The sequence below is a fragment of the uncultured Xanthomonas sp. genome, from assembly GCF_964278005.1.
GTDB lineage: Bacteria > Pseudomonadota > Gammaproteobacteria > Xanthomonadales > Xanthomonadaceae > Xanthomonas_A > Xanthomonas_A sontii.
The window spans coordinates 426,627-443,366 of record NZ_CAXYKF010000015.1; the positions used below are offsets into that span (position 1 = coordinate 426,627).

The window sequence follows — 16,740 nt, forward strand, 5'->3', positions numbered from 1 at the left end:
CATGATGGATACGCGGCGCGCGATCACCCTCGGCATTCTCGCCGGCGGCCGCGCGCAACGCCTGGGCGGATGCGACAAGGCCTGGCTGCAGCGCGACGGGCAGGCGCAGGTGCAATGGCTGGTGCAGGCGCTGGCGCCTCAGGTCGCCCAAGTGCTGGTCAGCGCCAACCGCAGCTTGCCGCGCTATGCCGCCATCGGCCTGCAGGCCGTGCCGGACCGCGTCGCGGCACCGGCCGGGGCGGAACGTTCCTTGGGACCGATCGCCGGGCTGGACGCGCTTGCCGCCGCCTGTGCCACGCCCTGGCTGCTGACCGTGCCGGTCGATATCTGCGTGTTGCCGCGTGATCTGCCTGCGGTGCTGGCCGCAGCCGCAGCCGCTGACGAGTGTGATGGCGCCTGGGTCGAGGATGCCGCCGGCGTGCAGCCGCTGGTGGCGCTGTACCGGTTGGCCGCGCTGCGTCCGGCGCTGGAGGAGGCGCTGGCAGCCGCCCGCTACGCGCCACGCTCATTGCAGCAGCGCCTGCGGATGCGGCCGGTGCCGCTGCCGGAGATCGTGCTGGGCAATCTGAACACGCCGCAGGATCTGGCCGCAGCGGGTATCCTGCCGCCATCATGACCGACTATCCCTCCCGGATCGCCTACACCGACGCGCTGGCGATCGTCGCTGCCGCTGCGCGTGCCCGTCCCGTCAACAGCGAGCGCCTGGCAGCATCACGTGCCGATGGCCGCATCCTGCTGGAGCCGCTGGATGCGCCGATCGACCTACCGCCGTTCGCCAACAGCGCGATGGATGGCTTCGCGCTGCGCCATGCCGATCTGACCCCGGGGGCGGCGACCGACTTGCGGCTGGCCGGCGAGCAGTTCGCCGGCGCCGATCGGCACCAGGCGCTAGCGCCCGGCCAATGCCTGCGGGTCACGACCGGCGCGCCACTGCCGGCCGGGGCCGATACGGTGGTGATCAAGGAGAACGTGCACGAGCATGACGGCGTAGTGCAGATCCCCGCCGACGTCGCCGTCGGCGCACACGTGCGGGCGCGCGGCGAAGACGTGCGCGCCGGCGAGCGCGTGCTCGAGGCCGGCATGTTGTTGACGCCTTCGCGCATCGGCCTGGCCGCGGCCTTGGGCGTGGACCAGCTGGTGGTGGCGGCGCGGCCGACCGTGGCGGTGTTCGCCACCGGCGACGAACTGGTCGAGCCGGGCCTGCCGTTGCAGCCTGGGCAGATCTACAACAGCAACCGCGACATGTTGATGGCGCAACTGCGCCTGCTCGGCCTGGCGCCGACCGCGTGGCCGACCCTGCCGGACGATCCGCAGCGCATCCAGGCCATGCTCGCCGACGCCGCCTCGGCGTTCGACGTGGTGCTGACCTGCGGCGGCGTCTCTGCCGGCGAGAAGGACTACCTGCCGCGGCTGCTGGCCGAGCACGGCCGCATCCTGTTCTGGAAGGTGCGCATGCGCCCGGGCATGCCGCTGCTGTTCGGCGAGTGGGACCGCGCCCTGTTCCTGGGTCTCCCGGGCAATCCGGTGTCGGTGCTGGCGACCTTCCTGGCGATCGGGCGACCGTTGCTGGATGCGTTGCAGCGGCGCAGCGAACCGCATCGGGCCTGGCGTGCCCGGCTGGCTGCAGGCTGGGACAAACGCCACGACCGGCTGGAGTTTCTGCGCGGGCGCATGCGCTGCGACGCCCACGGTCAGCTGTGGGCAGAGCCGAATCCCGCGGACGGCTCGCATCGCCTGCGCGGCGCCGCCGACAGCGACGTGCTGCTGCGGCTGGAGGAGGGCGCACGCCAGTTCCAGGCCGGCGACGTGGTCGAGGTGGTGCCGTACTGAGGGCACCCCCTAAGCACCTGCATCCAACATCATCAAGCCGGATACAGCATGCCTGTGGGAATGGTTTCAGCGGGACGGGGCGTTCCCGGGCAAGCGCGTCGCGAGGTTCCTTCAGCCGCGCCGTCGACAGCGGACGCGGAACCGGTTTGCGCCGATAATGCGCGCATGGGCATTCGAGAACTGACCCCGGCACAGGCGCAGGCGCGGCAGGCGCAGGGCGCGCGCCTGATCGACATCCGCGAGGAGCACGAGCGCGTCACCGGCATGGCCGAGGGCGCGCGGGGCGTGGCCCGCGCGCAGTTGCAGGCCGACCCGGCTGCCTATCTTGGCGCCGACACCGAGGTGCTGCTGATTTGCCAGAGCGGCAAGCGTTCGCACGATACCGCGGTGTTCCTGGAGCAGGCCGGTTACACCCATGTCGCTTCCGTGCTGGGCGGCACCACGCGCTGGCAGCGCGAAGGCTTGCCGCTGCAGCGGCCGGCGCTGGAACCGGGGCAGGAAGACTTCTTCGACCGCTATTCGCGGCATCTGCGCCTGCCCGAAGTCGGGGTCGAGGGCCAGCGCCGGCTGCAGGCCGCGCGCGTGCTGCTGGTCGGCGCCGGCGGCCTGGGTTCGCCGGCCGGTTTTTACCTGGCCGCGGCCGGGGTGGGGCAGTTGCGCATCGCCGACGACGACGTGGTCGAGCGCAGCAACCTGCAGCGGCAGATCCTGCACGGCGAGGCGCGGATCGGCCAGGCCAAGGTGGAGTCGGCCGCGGCGAGCCTGGGCGCGTTGAATCCGGGCGTGCGGGTGGAGGCGGTGCGTGAGCGGGTCACCGCGGACAACGTCGAGCGGCTGCTGCAGGACGTGGACGTGGTGCTGGACGGCTCGGACAACTTTCCCGCGCGCTACCTGCTCAACGATGCCTGCGTGAAGCTGGGCAAGCCGCTCGTCTACGGCGCGGTGCAGCGCTTCGAGGGCCAGGTCAGCGTGTTCGATGCCGGCCGCCGGCGTGGGCAGGCGCCGTGCTACCGCTGCCTGTTCCCGGAGCCGCCGCCGCCGGAATTCGCGCCGAACTGCGCCGACGCCGGCGTGCTCGGCGTGCTGCCCGGCATCGTCGGCCTGCTGCAGGCCAACGAGGTCTTGAAGCTGCTGCTCGACATCGGCGAACCCCTGCGCGGCCGCCTGCTGCACTTCGATGCCCTGGCGATGCGCTTCCGCGAAACCCGCCTGTCCGCCGATCCGCAGTGTTCCTTGTGTGCGCCGGAGCGGCCGTTCCCTGGCTATATCGACTACGCGCGGTTCTGTGGGGCTGAGGGTTAGCTGCTACTAGCTGTCGTTGTACGCGGCGGCATCCGTACCCTCATCCGCCCCTTCGGGGCACCTTCTCCCGGTGGGAGAAGGGAGGCGGGGGCTCGATGGCTGAAGCAGCGTCGCGCACGCTCAAGCCCCTCTCCCTGCGGGAGAGGGGTTGGGGTGAGGGTACGGCGCGAAGCGACTCGCGATGCAGGGCAGCGCTGGCTTTCGTTGTACGCAGCGGCCCCCGTACCCTCATCCGCCCCTTCGGTGCACCTTCTCCCGGTGGGAGAAGGCAGATGCGGTCTCGATGGCGGAAGCAGCGCCGTGCGCGCTCAAGCCCCTCTCCCTTCGGGAGAGGGGTTGGGGTGAGGGTGCGGCGCGCAGCGCGCGACCGCTTGCATGTCGCACAAGAAGTTCCTTGCGCGCAGCACGCAGTGCGCCGCGTCTCATGTCGCATCCCGCTCCATGGGGATGCTGCGGCCTTGTGCGTAGAATCGGCGCATGACCAGTCCAGCCGACAGCAGCGAATTGATCAAGGTGGTGGCGCTGCTCGGCGCGGCCGTGGTGGCGGTGCCGGTGTTCCGGCGGCTCGGCCTGGGGTCGGTGCTCGGCTATCTCGCCGCCGGCCTGGCGATCGGGCCGTTCGGCCTGGGTTGGTTCTCCGATCCGCAGGCGATCCTGCACGTCGCCGAATTGGGCGTGGTCATGTTCCTGTTCGTGATCGGCCTGGAAATGCGGCCCTCGCACCTGTGGAGCCTGCGCAAGCAGATCTTCGGCCTGGGTACCGCGCAGATCATCGTCTGCGCGAGCGTGCTGACCGGGGTCGGACTGGCCTTCGGCTTTCCATTGCCGGTGGCCTTCATCGCGGCCTCCGGCTTCGTGCTGACCTCCACCGCGGTGGTGATGCAGTTGCTCGGCGAGCGCGGCGACATCGCCTTGCCGGCGGGGCAGAAGATCGTCGCGATCCTGCTGTTCGAAGACCTGTTGATCGTGCCGCTGCTGGCGGTAGTGGCGTGGATGGCGCCGGTACCGGCGGACGCGTCTGCGCCGTCGCGCTGGATCGGCATCGGTATCGGCGCCGCGGCGATCGTCGGCCTGCTGGCGGCGGGGCGCTGGCTGCTCAACCCGCTGTTCCGGCTGCTGGCGGCGGCCAAGGCGCGTGAGGTGATGACCGCGGCCGCCCTGCTGGTGGTGCTGGGCGCGGCGCTGCTGATGCAGCTCGGCGGGTTGTCGATGGCAATGGGCGCCTTCCTGGCCGGCGTGCTGCTGTCCGAATCGACCTTCCGCCACCAGATCGAAGCCGACATCGAACCGTTCCGCGGCATCCTGCTGGGGCTGTTCTTCCTCGGTGTCGGCATGGCGCTGAACCTGGCGGTGGTGGCGGCCAACTGGACGCTGATCCTCAGCGGTGTGCTTGCCTTCATGGCCGCCAAGGCCGCGTGCATCTACCTGGTCGCGCGGCTCACCGGCAGCGGCCATGCGCAGGCGCTGGATCGCGGCGTGCTGATGGCGCAGGGCGGCGAGTTCGCCTTCGTGCTGTTTGCCGCCGCCAGCGGTGCCGGCGTCATCGACGCGCAGATCAATGCCAACCTGACCGCCATCGTGGTGCTGTCGATGGCGCTGACGCCGCTGTTCGTGCTGCTGTACCGGCGCTGGGCACCGGTGGAGGCGCCGTCGATGGAAGGCGTGGATGCAGCCGACGGCCTCACCGGCAGCGTGCTGATCATCGGTTTCGGCCGCTTCGGCCAGGTCGCCAGCCAGTCGCTGCTGGCGCGCGACGTGGACGTGACCATCATCGACAACGACATCGAGATGATCCAGAGCGCGGCCAAGTTCGGCTTCAAGATCTACTACGGCGACGGCACCCGCCTGGACGTGCTGCACGCTTCCGGTGCGCACAGCGCCCGCGCCATCGCGGTGTGCGTGGACAACCGCGAAGCGGCCAACCGCATCGTCGAACTGGCCACCACCGAGTTTCCGCAGGCCAAGCTGCTGGTGCGCTCCTACGACCGCGAGCACGCGCTGGAGCTGATCGCCGCCGGTGTGGATTACCACATCCGCGAGACCTTCGAATCGGCGGTGGAATTCGGCCAGGCCGCGCTGATCGAACTGGGCATGGAGGAGAGCGAGGCGCGCTCCATCGCCCGCGAGATCCGCCGCCGCGATGCCGAGCGGCTGGAACTGGAGATCGCCGCCGGCGACGTGCGTGCTGGCAGGGGCCTGATGTACGGCAACATCACCCCAGTGGTGCCGACCCCGACTCCGTTCACGCCGCCGCGGCGCGAGAGCCGCACGCTCAATCCGGAAGGCGTGCCGGTCGAGCCCGGCGAGCCGCGTCGCGGCGATTAGCCACGGCAAGGCAGCATTGTGTGCGGTGCCCGTGGGGGAACCGATGACGCACGACCGGTAAAGCCCGTCGCGACTGAAGGGCACCTCCAGTTGCCTCGGGAAGCGTCCTCTAGGAGGGGCTCAGCCGCGACGGGGCGTTTTTCAGGCAAAGCCCGGTCGCGGGCTGAAGCCGCTTCTACCGTGCAACCAGCATCCGGCTCGATGGTGCCGGATGCGGGTTATTGGAAGTGCCTCGAAGCCGCTCCCACAGGGACTTGCGACGAGCCCGCCGGATGCACTGTGGGAGGGACTTCAGTCCCGACGCATTGCGCTTTCGGAAGCACACACCACTTCGCGCGTCGTGGCTGCATGACAGTCGACTCCCGCGTACCTTTCGAGTACCCCGCCCGAGCGATGCCGCCTCAGCGCAAGAACGCCTGCAGCGCCAGCACGTAGCCTGGATCGTCGCTGATGTCGTTGTGGTCGGCCCGTGCGAAGGCGACCACGGTCGGATGCTGCGGCAGGGCCTCGAGCAGGGCGTCGGTGCTGGCCGGCGGCACCACCTGATCGCGGCCGGCGCGCAGGATCAGGAGTGGGCCGCGATAGGCGCGCAAGGCGCGCGCCGAGTCGTAGCGATCGCGCAGCAGCCAGCGCACCGGCGCCCAGGGGTGGTGCGCCTGCGCCGCCGACACCAGGCTATCGAACGGCGTCACCAGCACCAGCTGCGCCACCGCGCGCCGCGCCGCCAGTTGGCTGGCCACGCCGCTGCCCAGGCTGCGCCCCAGCACCGCGATCTGTGCCTGCGGCTGCGCGGCGCGAACATGGTCGTACAGCGCCACGGCATCGCCCACCAGTGCGGTCTCGCTGGGCTTGCCGTCGCTGGCGCCGTAGCCACGGTAGGCGAGCAGGTAGAGGCTGTGGTCGGGCAGGGCGGCCTGCAACTGCGCGCGTGCGAAACGCAGATCCTCGGCATTGCCGCCGAAGTACAGCAGCACCTTGTCGCGACCGGGATTGACCTGCCAGCCGCGCAGCTCCACGTCCGCGCCGCGACGCAGCGCGAAATCGGTCTGCGCCGGTGCCACCCGCGTGCCCTGCGGGAAATACAGCAGGTCGCGCTGGCCCAGGTAGAGCAAGGCACAGACCACCATATAGGCCGCGGCGAGAATGGCTGCCGCGATCGCGGTGTAACGCAGCATCGCGCTAGCCGTGCTTGCGCTGCGCCTCGGCGAAGGCGGCCAATTGCTCAGGTGTGGCCTCGGCCTGGTGCTGCGCCTTCCAGTCGGCGAACGGCATGCCGTAGACGCGCTCGCGCGCCTGTTCCTTGCTGAGGTCCTCGCCTTCGGCGACCGCCGCCTCGCGGTACCAGTCGGCCAGGCAGTTGCGGCAGAACCCGGCCAGGATCATCAGGTCGATGTTCTGCACGTCGGGGCGGTCCTGATTGAGGTGCTGCAGCAGGCGACGGAAAGCGGCGGCCTCGATGCGGGTGGTGTCGGTCATGGCGGAATCGGGGACAATGGACATCCCCCGACTCTACACCCGCCCGCCCCGATGACCGATTCCGCGCCCGTCTCCTCCGTCCCGGCCCGCATCCTCGACGGGCGGCGCATCGCCGAAGACCTGCTCGACGAACTGAAGGCGCGGGTCGATGCGCGGCTGGCGGCCGGGCAGCCGCGGCCCGGATTGGCGGTGGTGCTGGTGGGCGGCGATCCGGCCTCGGCGGTGTACGTGCGCAACAAGCGCCGCGCGGCCGAGAAGGTGGGCATCGAGGCGTTCGACTACGACCTGCCGGCGGGCACCAGCGAGGCCGAGCTGCTGGCGTTGATCGACCGGCTCAATGCCGACCCCAAGATCCACGGCATCCTGGTGCAACTGCCGCTGCCGGGCATCCCCGACGCCAGCCGGCTGATCCACCGCATCGATCCGCGCAAGGACGTGGACGGCTTCCATCCGGAGAACGTCGGCCACCTGGCGCTGCGCGAATTCGGCCTGCGCCCGTGCACGCCGCGCGGCATCGTCACCCTGCTGGCGCACACCGACCAGCCGGTGCGCGGGCGCAACGCCACCATCGTCGGCGTCAGCAACCACGTCGGCCGGCCGATGGCGCTGGAGCTGCTGATCGCCGGCTGCACGGTCAGCTGCTGCCACAAGTTCACCCCGCCGGAGGTGCTGCAGGCGCGGGTGCGCGACGCCGACATCCTGGTGGTGGCGGTGGGCCGGCCGGGGCTGATCCCGGGCGAGTGGGTCAAGCCCGGCGCGGTGGTGATCGACGTCGGCATCAACCGTCTGGACGACGGCCGCCTGGTCGGCGACGTCGGCTTCGACGCGGCGGCGCAGCGCGCCAGCTGGATCACCCCGGTACCGGGCGGGGTCGGGCCGATGACCGTGGCCACGCTGATGCAGAACACGATCGAGGCCGCTGAGGCGGCGGGGAGTCGGGATTCGGGATTCGGGATTCGTTGAGGGCAGTGGCCGGGATTGGGGACTAGGGATTCGGGATTCGTTGAAGGCTGCGCGGGATTGGGGATTCGGGATTCGGGATTCGTTAAAGGCAACAGCAAAAGCGCATGCGCGGCCTTTCCGGTTTGCATGCGGGATCGGCAGGCCGTCGAGATCGCCCTGCTGAAAGAGAGGCAAACGGCACGACCGCGCAGGGCGAGGTCTTGACGAATCCCCACTCCCGACTCCCAAATCCCCGCCCCAATGCGTTAAAATGCCGCGCTTCCCCACACTCGGGTCCGCCGATGCTGCGCATCCAGGCTGAAGCTCTCACCTACGACGACGTCTCGCTCGTCCCCGCCCATTCGACCGTCCTGCCCAAGGACGTCAGCCTGGAAACCCGGCTGACCCGCGACCTGCGCCTGAAACTGCCGATCCTCTCGGCCGCGATGGACACGGTCACCGAGCACCGCCTGGCGGTGGCCATGGCCCAGCTCGGCGGCATCGGCATCATCCACAAGAACCTGACCCCGGCGCAGCAGGCGGCCGAAGTGGCCAAGGTCAAGAAGTTCGAGGCCGGCGTCATCACCGAGCCGTTCACGGTCGGTCCGGAGACCACCATCGGCGAGGTGCTCAAACTCACCCGCGCCCGCAACATCTCCGGCGTGCCGGTGGTCGACGGCAGCGAACTGGTCGGCATCGTCACCAGCCGCGACATGCGCTTCGAGAAGAAGCTCGACGATCCGGTCCGCCACATCATGACCAAGAAGGATCGCCTGGTCACCGTGCGCGAAGGCGCCAGCGACGAGGAAGTGCTGCAGCTGCTGCACCGCCATCGCATCGAGAAGATCCTGGTGGTCAACGACGGCTTCGAGCTGCGCGGCCTGATCACGGTCAAGGACATCCAGAAGAAGACCGACAACCCCAACGCCGCCAAGGACGCCGCCACGCGGCTGCTGGTCGGTGCCGCGGTGGGTGTCGGCGGCGATACCGAACAGCGCATCGAACTGCTGGCCGCGGCCGGCGTGGACGTGGTCATCGTCGATACCGCGCACGGTCATTCGCAGGGCGTCATCGACCGCGTGTCCTGGGTCAAGAAGACCTACCCGCAGTTGCAGGTGATCGGCGGCAACATCGTCACCGGCGATGCCGCGCTGGCGCTGATGGACGCCGGTGCCGACGCGGTCAAGGTCGGCGTGGGTCCTGGCTCGATCTGCACCACGCGCGTGGTCGCCGGTGTCGGCGTGCCGCAGATCACCGCGATCGACATGGTCGCCGAGGCGCTGCAGGACCGCATCCCGCTGATCGCCGACGGCGGCATCCGCTACTCCGGCGACATCGGCAAGGCACTGGTCGCCGGCGCCTCCACGGTGATGGTCGGCGGCCTGTTCGCCGGCACCGAGGAAGCGCCGGGCGAAGTCGAACTGTTCCAGGGCCGCAGCTACAAGAGCTACCGCGGCATGGGCAGCCTGGGCGCGATGGAGAAGGGCAGCAAGGACCGTTACTTCCAGGATGCCTCCGACGCCGACAAGCTGGTGCCGGAAGGCATCGAAGGCCGCGTGCCGTACCGCGGCCCGCTCAGCGGCATCATCCACCAGTTGATCGGCGGCCTGCGCGCGACCATGGGTTACGTGGGCTGCGCCACCATCGAGGACATGCGCACCAAGCCCAAGTTCGTCACCATCACCGGTGCCGGCCAGCGCGAAAGCCACGTCCACGACGTGCAGATCACCAAGGAACCGCCGAACTACAGGATGGGCTGACGCCCATCCGGGAATGGGGAATCGGGAGTCGGGAATCGATGAACCAGCGTCTGTACCGCTTTGCCCATTCCCGATTCCCCGTTCCCGATTCCCGGCCCCAATGACCAACATCCACAGCGACAAGATCCTCATCCTCGATTTCGGTGCGCAGTACACGCAGTTGATCGCGCGGCGCATTCGCGAACTGGGCGTGTACTGCGAGATCTGGGCGTGGGACCACGATCCGGCCGAGATCGCCGGCTTCGGCGCCAAGGGCATCATCCTCTCCGGCGGCCCGGAATCGACCACGCTGCCGGGCGCGCCGGCCGCGCCGCAGGAAGTGTTCGACAGCGGCCTGCCGATCTTCGGCATCTGCTACGGCATGCAGACCCTGGCCGCGCAGCTCGGCGGCGCCACCGAAGCGGCGGACCAGCGCGAGTTCGGCCATGCCGAGGTCGAGGTGGTCGCTGCCGATGCGCTGTTCTCCGGGTTGACCGATCACGCAGGCGCGTCGCGTTTGAACGTGTGGATGAGCCACGGCGATCACGTCTCGCAGGTGCCGCCGGGCTTCACCATCACCGCCGTCACCGACCGCATCCCGGTCGCGGCCATGGCCAACGAGGCCAAGCGCTGGTACGGCGTGCAGTTCCATCCGGAAGTCACCCACACCCTGCAGGGCAAGACCCTGCTGCGCCGCTTCGTGGTCGACGTGTGCGGCTGCGCCACGCTGTGGACCGCGGCCAACATCATCGACGACCAGATCGCCCGCGTGCGCGCCCAGGTCGGCGACGACGAGGTGATTCTCGGCCTGTCCGGCGGCGTCGATTCGTCGGTGGTCGCCGCGCTGCTGCACAAGGCGATCGGCGACAAGCTGACCTGCGTGTTCGTCGACACCGGCCTGCTGCGCTGGCAGGAAGGCGACCAGGTGATGGCGATGTTCGCCGAGCACATGGGCGTCAAGGTGATCCGGGTCAACGCCGCCGACCGCTACTTCCAGGCGCTGGCCGGCGTCAGCGACCCGGAAGCCAAGCGCAAGATCATCGGCAACCTGTTCGTGGAGATCTTCGACGAAGAGTCGAACAAGCTCCGCAATGCCAAGTGGCTGGCGCAGGGCACCATCTACCCGGACGTGATCGAGTCGGCCGGCAGCAAGACCGGCAAGGCCCACGTCATCAAGAGCCACCACAACGTCGGCGGCCTGCCCGAGCACATGAAGCTGGGCCTGGTCGAACCGCTGCGCGAACTGTTCAAGGACGAAGTGCGGCGCCTGGGCGTCGAACTCGGCCTGCCGCGCAGCATGGTCTACCGCCATCCGTTCCCCGGCCCCGGCCTGGGCGTGCGCATCCTCGGCGAAGTGAAGCGCGAGTACGCCGAACTGCTGGCCAAGGCCGACGCGATCTTCATCGACGAACTGCGCAAGGCCGACCTGTACGACAAGACCAGCCAGGCTTTCGCCGTGTTCCTGCCGGTGAAGTCGGTCGGTGTGGTCGGCGATGCCCGCGCCTACGAGTGGGTGATCGCGCTGCGCGCGGTCGAGACCATCGACTTCATGACCGCGCACTGGGCGCACCTGCCGTACGACTTCCTCGGCACCGTGAGCAATCGCATCATCAACGAACTGCGCGGGGTCTCGCGGGTGGTCTACGACATTTCAGGGAAGCCGCCGGCGACGATCGAGTGGGAGTGAGGTGACCTCCTTCGTGGGCGCCGCTGCTGATCGGCGCGCCCTGAAGCAGGCTTGGCATTGCGGTAGTGTTTCGGCTCGCCTTCCAGCATCGCGTCCAGCAGGTCGCTGTCCGTCAACTCGGGATGCCGTAGCTTCGGCGCGTGATACGGCGTGCCTTTCTCCCGAAGAACCTCTCGTGCCGTCAGCCCGGATGCGGCGATCTGCTCCACAAGTCGCTGCCGGCTTGGAGAGGTCTTGAGGTATGCGACGACCTAAGGGTGTGCGCCCGCGTGGCGGATCAGGGCGAGGCGTTGCGCGAGGTGCCGCATTCCGGGTTGTGGCAGATCACGGCCTTCATGGCGCGGTCTTTGCCGCCTGGGTGGCTTCGACCGCGCCTGCGGCCGCCGCCAGTGCAGCGGCGGCCTGCGTGTCCTTGCGCTCGCTGTAGCGGTCGACCAGGTAGTCGCTGCGGCCGCGCACCAGATAGGTGAACTTCACCAGTTCCTCCATGACGTCCACCACGCGGTCGTAGTACGCAGACGGTTTCATGCGGCCATTGGCGTCGAACTCCTGCCAGGCCTTCGGCACCGACGACTGATTCGGGATGGTCACCATCCGCATCCAGCGACCAAGCAGGCGCAGCGCGTTGACCACGTTGAAGGATTGCGATCCGCCGCAGACCTGCATCACCGCGAGCGTGCGTCCCTGCGTCGGGCGGACGCTGCCTTCCTGCAGGGGCAGCCAGTCGATCTGATTCTTGAAGACCGACGACACCGCGCCATGACGTTCGGGGCTCACCCAGACCTGGCCTTCCGACCACAGCGAAGCGGCGCGCAGTTCCTGCACCTTCGGATGGTCCGGGCCGACGGCATCGACCATGGGCAGGTCGTGCGGATCGAAAACGCGGGTCTCGGCGCCGAAGTAGTCGAGCAGCCGTTGCGCTTCCAGTGCCAGCTTTCGGCTGTAGGACTCCGGACGCAGCGATCCATACAGGATCAGGATGCGCGGCTTGTGCTCGGCATCGCCGGCGGCCAGGTGCGCGCGATCCGCTGCGGGCGCAAGCGTTGCATCCAGATTGGGAAGGTCCATGATCGATTGCCTGGTTTCATTAATTCCATTATTCTAAAATAATGGAACATTTGACCGCAACCAAGGCCTTGTCGGCACTGGGCCACGAGACCCGTCTGGCCATCTTCCGGCTGCTCATCCAGGCCGGACCGGCGGGCAAGCTGGCGGGCGAGATCGCCAGCGCGCTGACCCTGCCGGGGCCGACCCTGTCCTTCCACCTGAAGGAGCTGGCTGCTGTCGGAATGATCCGCGCCGAGCAACGGGGCAGGACGGTCTGCTATCGCGCCGAGTTCGACACGATGACGCGCCTGCTCGATTACCTGACCGAGAACTGCTGCGGCGGCGACGTGCGTTGCGAAGCAGGACGGACTTGCTGAAACTTGGCCACTCGATGCGAGATGGCTGCGACATGAGCGTGGACACGGCTCATGTCGCGCCGACGGCGCATCGCCAGGCTGCCGCCAACCGCCGTGTCGTTCTTCTGCACATACCGAGGTGAGGTCATGGACGTCGTGATCAGCCTGTCGCAGTTCGATCCGCAGACGGAAGAACTGCTGCAGTCCTCGGGGTTGCCGACCTCCGACCTGATCGCCGGTCACGCGTCGCGACAGTTCCTTGCCGCGCGTCGGGATGGGTTGGTCGGTACGGTGGCTGTCGAATTCCATGGCGAACACGGCGTGCTGCGGTCGTTGTGCGTCGTGGAGGGGCATCGCGGTGATGGACTCGGGCGTCGGCTGGTTCGGGAGGCGGAGCGCCTGGCTGTGCAGCGTGAGGTGCTTGCCTTGTATCTGCTGACCACGACGGCGCAGGATGTGTTCGCCGCCATGGGCTACGTGCAGTGCGACCGGGGGCAGGTGCCGCCGCTGGTCGGGGCGTCGAGCCAGTTCGAACGCCTCTGTCCGTCCAGCGCTGTCTGCATGTCGAAGCGCCTGTGATCCAGGCCTTGCCTCTCATCAACAAAGGAAGCCGGTGACCGTGACAGCGACCATCGTTTCGGCCAGTCCCGTGCATGCCCAGCGCATCGCGGACATCTACAACCACTACATCGCCAACACGTGCGTCACGTTCGAACTGGATGCCGTGACGTCGGCCGACATGGCCAGGCGCATTGAAGACGTACAGAGCGTCGGCCTTCCGTGGCTGGTGGCGCTGGTGGGCGACGAGGTTGCCGGGTATGCCTACGCCACACAATGGAGAGCGAGAAAGGCGTACCAGCGTTCGGTGGAATCCACGATCTACCTGGCTGATGGGCATCGCGGGCGAGGGCTGGGCGCTGTCCTGTATGGCGCGCTGCTGGAAACACTGCGACGGCTGGAGTTGCACGCAGTCATCGGCGGTGTCGCTCAACCGAACGATGCAAGTGCCCGGCTGCACGAGGCGCTGGGGTTCAAGAAGGTCGCGCACTTCGAGCAGGTCGGTTACAAGCTCGGCCGTTGGGTGGATGTCGCTTACTGGCAGTTGCTTCTTCCAGTCGCGCCCCACGAAAACGGAGTCTGACTAACGCCGCTGGTAGACGTCGCCCTGAACCAAGACCTGATCTTGCTCCGGCGCCTCGTCGAAACGTCGATGCGCTTCGGCAATGGCGCGTTGATTCTCGTTCGCCCAATGGACCAGCGCCATGACCGGCTTCAATAGCGTGCGTCCAAGGTCGGTCAGTGCGTAATCGACGCGCGGAGGAATCGTCGGATACAGCGTGGGCGTGACCAATCCGTCGCGTTCCAGTCCGCGCAGGGTCAGCGTCAGCATGCGCTGGGAAATGCCGTCGATGCCACGCTTCAATGCGTTGAAGCGCTGCGGGCCGTTCGCCAGCATGGCGACGATGTAGAGACTCCACTTGTCACCGATGCGATCCAGGATCTGACGCGTCGCCAGGCAGCCGCCCGCATCAGGTGCAGGGACGTCGACAGGTGGGTCGATGTGACCAGGTGACATCCGGTCACGCGTGTGCCGGCACGGCGCTGCGCTTGGGCGGCGCATCGCCAGGACACGCCTCCCAGCGCAACTCGCCGGTGTAGCGCGACGCCATGCGCCCTTCGTCGTCCAGCGCGAACAGATGCAGCCACCGATTGTCGAACAGCGCGCGAACCTGCGGGTGACGTTCGAGGATGTCGCCGATCGCCTCCGTCGGTGCCTCGATCAGCACGGAAAGCCGCAGCGGTTCGTGGATCAGCCGTTCGCCGTCGTGGACCGACTGCCAGGGGAGTCCGCCGCGCAGCAGACCGCCGTTGCCCTCGACCACGCCGATGCCGCCGGTGACGTTGTGCAGCAGCTTGTTGCCGGCGCCGAAGACCTCGGGCGCGACGGTCGAGCCGTAGTACTGCAGGCTGATCCAGCTGGCGACCACGACCGGTGCGGTCAGGATCAATTCCAGCACACCGAAACCTTCGTCGCGCCGCCAATCGTAGTCGTGCAGGAAGGCGCGTCCTGCCAGGTCGCGCCCGGCCGTGCGCGCGCGCGGCGCGGCGATGAAGGCCTGGCAGCCGGCCAGGGCCCATTCCGGGCGCAGCTCGGCCCAGTCGCGGGCGCGAGGCGCGATGTCCTGGCTCCGCTGCGCGCGTGGCAGGCGCAGCGCGCGCTCGCCACGGGCCAGCGCGCCGGCCGTGTGCAGCCAACGCGCCGCCTGGTCGAGGTCGGCGGCATGGTCGGGCGAAGGATGGTCGGCGCTGTAGAGCGTGACCGCATCGGTCGTGGTGTCGTGCAGGGCGCCGACGAACAACGTATCAGCGGGGATTGTGATGCCGCGTTCGGCTAGACCGGCGCGTACCTCGGAGTCGTTGAGCAGCGCGGCCAGCAGACGCGCGTTCACTTCGCCGGAGTAGCCGCCGCAGGCGCCGCAGTGCAGGGCGCTGGCGTGCGGATTGTTGACCACGTTTGCCCCGTGGCCGGCGATCACGACAAGTCGGGCGAACCCGCTGGTGAGCGACATCGCGGTGACGATGCGCGTGGCCATGGTCAGTCGCGTGTCGAGGTCGAGCGCCTCGGCCGGGCGCGGCGCGGGATCGTTCGGCGCCGAGTGCCGCGTCAGTCCCAAGCCATCGCGCAGCAGCTTGGCGACGTAGATCGGGCCGGTGGCCTCGACGAAGGCGAACGAGGAAATGGCGGCCAGCTTGAAGCGTCCCCAGGCACGCTTCGCGCGGGCCGCGATCCGTGCGGCGAGGTCCGCCTCGGACATCGACGACGTCGCCGCTCCCGCGCAGGTGTGCACCGCTGGTGTCAGCAGCACCGGAAGGCGTGCCTCGACCACGTCTGAGGCGAACCGGCGATGGCCGATGCCCAACCCGAAGAATCCGGCGAATCCCAGGGTATGGACGCCGGCATCCAGGCTTTCCAGCGCGCGGCGGAACACTTCCGAGCGTACGTCGATGCAGAAGGCCATCTGCAACGTCATCCGGTCGGGAGCGACCGGGGCCGAGACGGACGCTGCAAGCACGCTGCCGAGCCGCCGCTGTGCGGCTCGTTCGGCCGCTTCCTGCAGGATGCTGTCGACGACGTCGTCCGAAGTCGCCGCCACCGGCGTGACGTAAGCGGCGACGGCGCTTCGCCACTGCGGCGCGATCACCGCGCCGAACTTGCCCAGCATTGCGGCTTCCCAACTGATGCGGATGGCGAGCAGGTCGGTGACGCAGGCATCGGTTCCGCCGCTCAACTCCGCTTGCCAGAGCCGATACCGCGCAATCTGGCTCCAGCCGCCCAGCGTGGTCAGCAGGCGGTGGAAGTAGCTGTCCAGTGCCTCCGGCGCGAGGCCGAGGCGGGCGACGCCCTCGACGATCGCCTCTTCGGCAGTCGCTGGCGCGTCCGCCACCTGCTGCGCGAATCGGGTGAGCCCGGCGATTTCCGGCGTCAGATCGTGCATCGCGACCAGCCGCCACGCGTTGTAGGCGCCGCCGGGCTGCCCGGCGACCCACAGCGCCTGGCCCTGATCGAAGTAGCTGGCGGCCCAGTGTCCGATGCGCTCTTCGACGATGCCCGGCCAGTCGACCTGCGACGCATCGCGTGCCAGATCGGCGACGGTCGGGATCGCCTGCGGAGCAGGGCGCATGGCATCGACGTCGAGTTTGAGCGCGGCCACCGTCGGCGGACGCAGCGCCGCCGGCGCGTTGTTCCAGGCCGCCTGCAGATCCTCTTCGGCGATCTCGCCGGACTGCAGTCGCTGCGCATACCAGGCGCGCGGCATGGTCACGGCGATGCCGGCGGCGCGCCGCAGCCGCGCCGCCGCGATCGGCAGCGGTTCGCCGGTCTGGCCGAGGAAGGGGTTGACCGCCACGCTCGAGGCGAGCGGCCAAAGCGGGGGAATGGCCCGCGCCGCACGCGCGGCAGCGGCGATGATCAGCTCGTGAGACAAGGACGGTGCGTCGGTGGTGGTCATCAGCATGGGGGTGTCCTGGCGGTGAA

At 68.6% G+C, this 16,740-nt stretch carries 15 protein-coding genes; 10 read left to right on the forward strand and 5 right to left on the reverse strand.

What is annotated here, in order from left to right; genetic code table 11:
- The first annotated feature begins 4 nt into the window (after positions 1–4).
- From ACHWVH_RS10350 to ACHWVH_RS10365, 4 genes are all read left to right on the forward strand, one after another.
- Positions 5–616, forward strand: coding sequence for a molybdenum cofactor guanylyltransferase (locus ACHWVH_RS10350; RefSeq protein ID WP_295909855.1), 612 nt, complete (start codon positions 5–7; stop codon positions 614–616).
- Positions 613–1,830 (forward strand): gephyrin-like molybdotransferase Glp, encoded by a 1,218-nt coding sequence (gene glp, locus ACHWVH_RS10355; protein ID WP_295925066.1) that lies wholly within the window; start codon positions 613–615, stop codon positions 1,828–1,830. Before ACHWVH_RS10350 ends, glp begins: the two co-directional genes overlap by 4 nt.
- Positions 1,831–1,995: 165 nt before the next feature.
- On the forward strand, positions 1,996–3,132 hold the full coding sequence (gene moeB / locus ACHWVH_RS10360; protein ID WP_394687091.1) for a molybdopterin-synthase adenylyltransferase MoeB: 1,137 nt from the start codon (positions 1,996–1,998) through the stop codon (positions 3,130–3,132).
- 477 nt (positions 3,133–3,609) lie between these two features.
- On the forward strand, positions 3,610–5,457 hold the full coding sequence (locus tag ACHWVH_RS10365) for a monovalent cation:proton antiporter-2 (CPA2) family protein (RefSeq protein WP_394687092.1): 1,848 nt from the start codon (positions 3,610–3,612) through the stop codon (positions 5,455–5,457).
- A 401-nt stretch (positions 5,458–5,858) separates the two neighbouring features.
- Here the strand turns inward: ACHWVH_RS10365 and ACHWVH_RS10370 are convergent, their stop codons facing one another.
- Both ACHWVH_RS10370 and ACHWVH_RS10375 read right to left on the reverse strand, forming a co-directional pair.
- A complete protein-coding gene (locus ACHWVH_RS10370; protein WP_394687093.1) occupies positions 5,859–6,632 on the reverse strand; it encodes an alpha/beta hydrolase in 774 nt (257 codons plus the stop codon).
- 4 nt (positions 6,633–6,636) lie between these two features.
- Positions 6,637–6,933: a DUF1244 domain-containing protein gene (locus tag ACHWVH_RS10375; protein ID WP_394687094.1), complete on the reverse strand. Its 297-nt coding sequence runs from the start codon at positions 6,931–6,933 to the stop codon at positions 6,637–6,639.
- 51 nt (positions 6,934–6,984) lie between these two features.
- Between ACHWVH_RS10375 and folD the strand changes: the two genes are divergently transcribed.
- The 3 genes from folD to guaA all read left to right on the forward strand — a co-directional run bounded on the left by folD (position 6,985) and on the right by guaA (position 11,301).
- Positions 6,985–7,896 (forward strand): bifunctional methylenetetrahydrofolate dehydrogenase/methenyltetrahydrofolate cyclohydrolase FolD, encoded by a 912-nt coding sequence (gene folD / locus ACHWVH_RS10380; protein WP_017913744.1) that lies wholly within the window; start codon positions 6,985–6,987, stop codon positions 7,894–7,896.
- A gap of 281 nt (positions 7,897–8,177) precedes the next feature.
- Positions 8,178–9,635 carry an IMP dehydrogenase gene (gene guaB / locus ACHWVH_RS10385; protein ID WP_267092322.1) on the forward strand — a complete coding sequence of 486 codons (1,458 nt, stop codon included), beginning with the start codon at positions 8,178–8,180 and terminating at the stop codon, positions 9,633–9,635.
- A 100-nt stretch (positions 9,636–9,735) separates the two neighbouring features.
- A complete protein-coding gene (gene guaA / locus ACHWVH_RS10390) occupies positions 9,736–11,301 on the forward strand; it encodes a glutamine-hydrolyzing GMP synthase (protein ID WP_394687095.1) in 1,566 nt (521 codons plus the stop codon).
- 333 nt (positions 11,302–11,634) lie between these two features.
- Here the strand turns inward: guaA and arsH are convergent, their stop codons facing one another.
- Positions 11,635–12,369: an arsenical resistance protein ArsH gene (arsH, locus tag ACHWVH_RS10395; protein ID WP_295928664.1), complete on the reverse strand. Its 735-nt coding sequence runs from the start codon at positions 12,367–12,369 to the stop codon at positions 11,635–11,637.
- Between the two features lie 41 nt (positions 12,370–12,410).
- On the opposite strand from arsH, the gene ACHWVH_RS10400 reads away from it, so the two are divergent.
- From ACHWVH_RS10400 to ACHWVH_RS10410, 3 genes are all read left to right on the forward strand, one after another.
- Complete coding sequence (locus tag ACHWVH_RS10400; protein WP_043092091.1) at positions 12,411–12,725, forward strand: helix-turn-helix transcriptional regulator; 315 nt, start codon at positions 12,411–12,413, stop codon at positions 12,723–12,725.
- A 126-nt stretch (positions 12,726–12,851) separates the two neighbouring features.
- On the forward strand, positions 12,852–13,283 hold the full coding sequence (arsN2, locus tag ACHWVH_RS10405; protein ID WP_394687096.1) for an arsenic resistance N-acetyltransferase ArsN2: 432 nt from the start codon (positions 12,852–12,854) through the stop codon (positions 13,281–13,283).
- A gap of 40 nt (positions 13,284–13,323) precedes the next feature.
- Complete coding sequence (locus tag ACHWVH_RS10410) at positions 13,324–13,845, forward strand: arsinothricin resistance N-acetyltransferase ArsN1 family B (protein WP_152244511.1); 522 nt, start codon at positions 13,324–13,326, stop codon at positions 13,843–13,845.
- Here ACHWVH_RS10410 and ACHWVH_RS10415 read toward each other — a convergent pair whose 3' ends face one another.
- The gene (locus ACHWVH_RS10415; protein ID WP_394687097.1) at positions 13,846–14,325 is read right to left on the reverse strand and encodes a winged helix-turn-helix transcriptional regulator; all 480 of its coding nucleotides are present in this window, start codon (positions 14,323–14,325) and stop codon (positions 13,846–13,848) included.
- On the reverse strand, positions 14,285–16,720 hold the full coding sequence (locus ACHWVH_RS10420) for a YbcC family protein (protein WP_394687098.1): 2,436 nt from the start codon (positions 16,718–16,720) through the stop codon (positions 14,285–14,287). The genes ACHWVH_RS10415 and ACHWVH_RS10420 overlap by 41 nt, the downstream gene beginning before the upstream one ends.
- Positions 16,721–16,740: the final 20 nt, after the last annotated feature.